A 3,168-nucleotide genomic window follows, 5' to 3' on the forward strand; every position below is an offset into this window, starting at 1 on the left:
ACCTAATAAAGAGTACTATCATACAATAAGTTATTTTTAATTTCCTTATGGGTCAGCAAACACTAGAAAAGATAAAAGCGTTAGAAGAAGAATTACAGGAAATCAATCTCAGATTGAATCAAGATATCGATACAGCATCAACCAAAGATATTATTGAATCGGCTCAAAATCAGGTAACTGACAGAGAAGCTAAGAAATTTTTAGAAAACGCGATCGCGGTACTTAAGGAAAAAGCCGAAAAAGAAAGGGTAGAACAAAACCTCAAAAATCATCAAAAAACAAAAAATAATCTTCATGAAGATTTAACAAATCTTATAAATGAATACAACGAAGCGAAAGAAATATTAGAGTCAAAATATAAACAGCTAAAAAAAGCGGGTTTAAGTCTAAATGAGTTTGAAAAGAGACTCGCTTTTGACGATCGCCTGCCAATAGATTATCGATTGCCCTACGCTGAAAGGATTGGAGAAGATACTGTTATACTTCATGTAGAACCAGTAAACTTTAATAGAGAATAGCAATGATAGACAAGTCTTTAGAAAGTCATTTTATTAAAACCCCTGAAGGTCATCCTGCAGGAGGGAAAACCACGGGGATAGGAGTCAATATATCCTGGCAAAACGGCAATATCACAAAAAACGAAGATGGCGAACCTGTTTTAAATGGCGCAACTGTTGAAACGGTAATTCAATGTGCGATTACAAGACTAGATTTCTTTCAAGATTCTAATTTTGCCAACGAATATAACGCTCGCACCATTACATCCTTACAAGATGCGATCGCCCATCTTGAAGCGAGGACGGCGGATCGCAAAACTAGAGGAGTAGAGGGAACTTACGAGCCTTGATAGCTATTAACTGTTTGATGATTCTTGTCGAACAAACATTTAAAGATGGATGGCTCTCTATTTACCCAGAAATAGAGAACTTATTTGACGATCTATATCTAGTCTTAAATATAGACCCTAGTAGTTTTCGTCCCATTTGGGGTGAAACTAGCGAAATCCTGCGTGGAACTGAGAAGAATGTAGTAAACCCTGGCAACCACGAACTAGAGGGCTTTATCGTCAATTTAGGGCAAAATTGTAATTGCGCGAGCGTTTACTATCTGTTGAGAGATTTAGAACGGCTATCAAAAGAGAATTGCGACTATAAAACCGTTCAAATAAGAGACTATATTAATCCTGACCTAACAGACATAAAGCTAGGTCAGGATTATACGACGAGAGACGTTGCTCTAGAGATAGAGTCAACGTCAGGATCGTTATGGAAAGGAGAAGCCAGAGCTTACCCTGGCTTAACAATGACTATTTCAATTCTTTGATGATTCGGTCTAACTCTTCTCTGACGAGTCCTTGAGAAGCTAATTGAGAAACCATCTCAGACTTTTTGCCCCAGATTTTAACGTTTAAATAGCTGGCTAGTGCTTTCAGTTGTTTGATGGTGTACTTGTCAAAGTCTTTTGGCTCTAAGAAATCAGGGCTATCAGCTTGAATATCAAGCTGTACGACCTCTTGCTGTTCTTCTGTTACGGGTACTTCTGCTTGCTCTTCACCTTCTAAAGCTTCTTCTACCACTTCTACGGTTAAGGCTACGCCAGGGTTTTTATCTTCCTTGACAGTAACGGTTTTTTCATCCTCTACAATTTCTTCTACTTTCTCGGGAGCGATCGCGAGTTCTTCATTACCAGCAAACAATTCATCTATAGATTGTTTGAAGACTCCTACTTGATCGGGAGCAATGGCGCGAACCATCATCAAAGCAGTCTTAACTTGTTCTAATGCAGATTCGGCTGCATTCTCAGCAGAACCGAGTTGCTGTGCGTGGTTTTCAAGTTGTTTCTTTTGCTCTCTAAGAGTCTCTAATTTAAACTGTAGCTCTTCAATTTCTTGATTGTAGCTCTGTAAGTTGGATTGAATTTGTTCTAGTGCTGAAGTGAATAACATAATTAAGTTCCTGTGTTGCGTTTAGGTTGTTTGTGTCGATGTATCTATCTTAAGAGAAGGGTATGATATTTGTCAACCCCTTTTTTGAAATTAAATTTCGTACCCTAGTTCCGCGATCGCTTTTTCTATCTCGGAGCATTCCGCCATAAACTTTTTAGTGTTAGAGATGTCTGTTTGAGCAACGATAGCTGATAACATATCAATTTCAAGACCGTTCCAGATGTCATCTTGTTTTTGAAATTCTTGGGGGTAATCTAACTTAGAAATGAGTTGAAGATATAAATCGTACATGAGTTTTTTGTGTGGCGACAGTCTCATTGTAACTCTGTGGGTATGATATTTGTCAACCCCCATTTGAAAATTATTTTTCGGCGATCGCGAAGTGGCGTGGATACGCGATCGCCTCAACGGGACTGTACTGAAACATTGGAGTCTGCAAACTTCTTGAAAGCTCTATCTCTAATCTTTGCTGCTGTAGTCCGACTAAAGCCCATCATCGCACCTATATCGTCTAAAGCGAGTACCTTAGAACCACCATAACCAAAAAAGTATTTTAAGACAGTAGCTTCTTTTATATCTAGTTGCGAAAAATCAGGATCGGGGTAAGTCTGAAGAAACCAAGCTTGACGAGTAGTAATAGTATAGGGTGTATTCGTTTTTCTTTTGTAAGCCTTTCTTTTGGCATATTTATTGTGGCGTTTATGCTTTTCTTTGTCTTTGTATGGCATTATCTTCTGCTGTCGGCACTGAGATTGTATTGAGTTTTCTTAACTGCCTTTCCATTGGCAAAGGTAATTATCATTTTACCTGAAGTTTTGCCATTATTATTCTCGTTCCAAGACCAAACTAAGAAGCCACCTGATTCGGAAATGGCGTTTCCATAGTTACCTATCACTTCTACAACGTCGTTGTAAGTCATCCCGAGGATTATACACTCGTTGTAGGTGTCTAAAGTTAGTCTTTGATATTCAGGATAACAATAACCAGTCTTATCTGTTACTAAAACATTTTTACTCGGTAATACCGCTTGTGAAGAAGGTATTTTTTTTTCGGCACTGTTCAAGCCAGAACGTATTGCAGGGACACAAATGAGAAAAAACAAAATTATATATGCGATCGCCTTACTTGATAAACCCCCAAAACCCCCAAAGCTGTTGCTATTGTTAAACATGGTCATAATTAAAATGAAATAATTTGCTGATAGACCAAATCTAATCGATCTT

At 38.1% G+C, this 3,168-nt stretch carries 7 protein-coding genes; 3 read left to right on the forward strand and 4 right to left on the reverse strand.

What is annotated here, in order from left to right:
- Window positions 1-47: 47 nt before the first annotated feature.
- Genes F6K13_RS25400 through F6K13_RS25410 form a run of 3 tightly spaced genes read left to right on the forward strand, consistent with a single transcriptional unit; the run spans window position 48 to window position 1,323 of the window.
- Window positions 48-518, forward strand: a complete 471-nt coding sequence (locus F6K13_RS25400; protein WP_287288756.1) for a hypothetical protein — start codon at window positions 48-50, stop codon at window positions 516-518.
- 2 nt (window positions 519-520) lie between these two features.
- Window positions 521-847: a hypothetical protein gene (locus F6K13_RS25405; RefSeq protein WP_287288758.1), complete on the forward strand. Its 327-nt coding sequence runs from the start codon at window positions 521-523 to the stop codon at window positions 845-847.
- A gap of 17 nt (window positions 848-864) precedes the next feature.
- On the forward strand, window positions 865-1,323 hold the full coding sequence (locus F6K13_RS25410) for a hypothetical protein (RefSeq protein ID WP_287288760.1): 459 nt from the start codon (window positions 865-867) through the stop codon (window positions 1,321-1,323).
- Here F6K13_RS25410 and F6K13_RS25415 read toward each other — a convergent pair.
- The 4 genes from F6K13_RS25415 to F6K13_RS25430 all read right to left on the reverse strand — a co-directional run.
- Complete coding sequence (locus F6K13_RS25415; protein ID WP_287288762.1) at window positions 1,307-1,945, reverse strand: hypothetical protein; 639 nt, start codon at window positions 1,943-1,945, stop codon at window positions 1,307-1,309. The two genes, F6K13_RS25410 and F6K13_RS25415, sit on opposite strands and share 17 nt — an antisense overlap.
- 90 nt (window positions 1,946-2,035) lie before the next feature.
- On the reverse strand, window positions 2,036-2,353 hold the full coding sequence (locus F6K13_RS25420) for a hypothetical protein (protein WP_287288764.1): 318 nt from the start codon (window positions 2,351-2,353) through the stop codon (window positions 2,036-2,038).
- Window positions 2,350-2,673: a hypothetical protein gene (locus tag F6K13_RS25425; RefSeq protein ID WP_287288766.1), complete on the reverse strand. Its 324-nt coding sequence runs from the start codon at window positions 2,671-2,673 to the stop codon at window positions 2,350-2,352. The genes F6K13_RS25420 and F6K13_RS25425 overlap by 4 nt, the downstream gene beginning before the upstream one ends.
- A partial coding sequence (locus tag F6K13_RS25430; protein ID WP_287288768.1) for a hypothetical protein occupies window positions 2,673-3,168 on the reverse strand: 496 nt, incomplete at its 5' end. The genes F6K13_RS25425 and F6K13_RS25430, both read right to left, overlap by 1 nt.

It is taken from the genome of Okeania sp. SIO2B9, from assembly GCF_010672505.1.
GTDB lineage: Bacteria > Cyanobacteriota > Cyanobacteriia > Cyanobacteriales > Microcoleaceae > Okeania > Okeania hirsuta.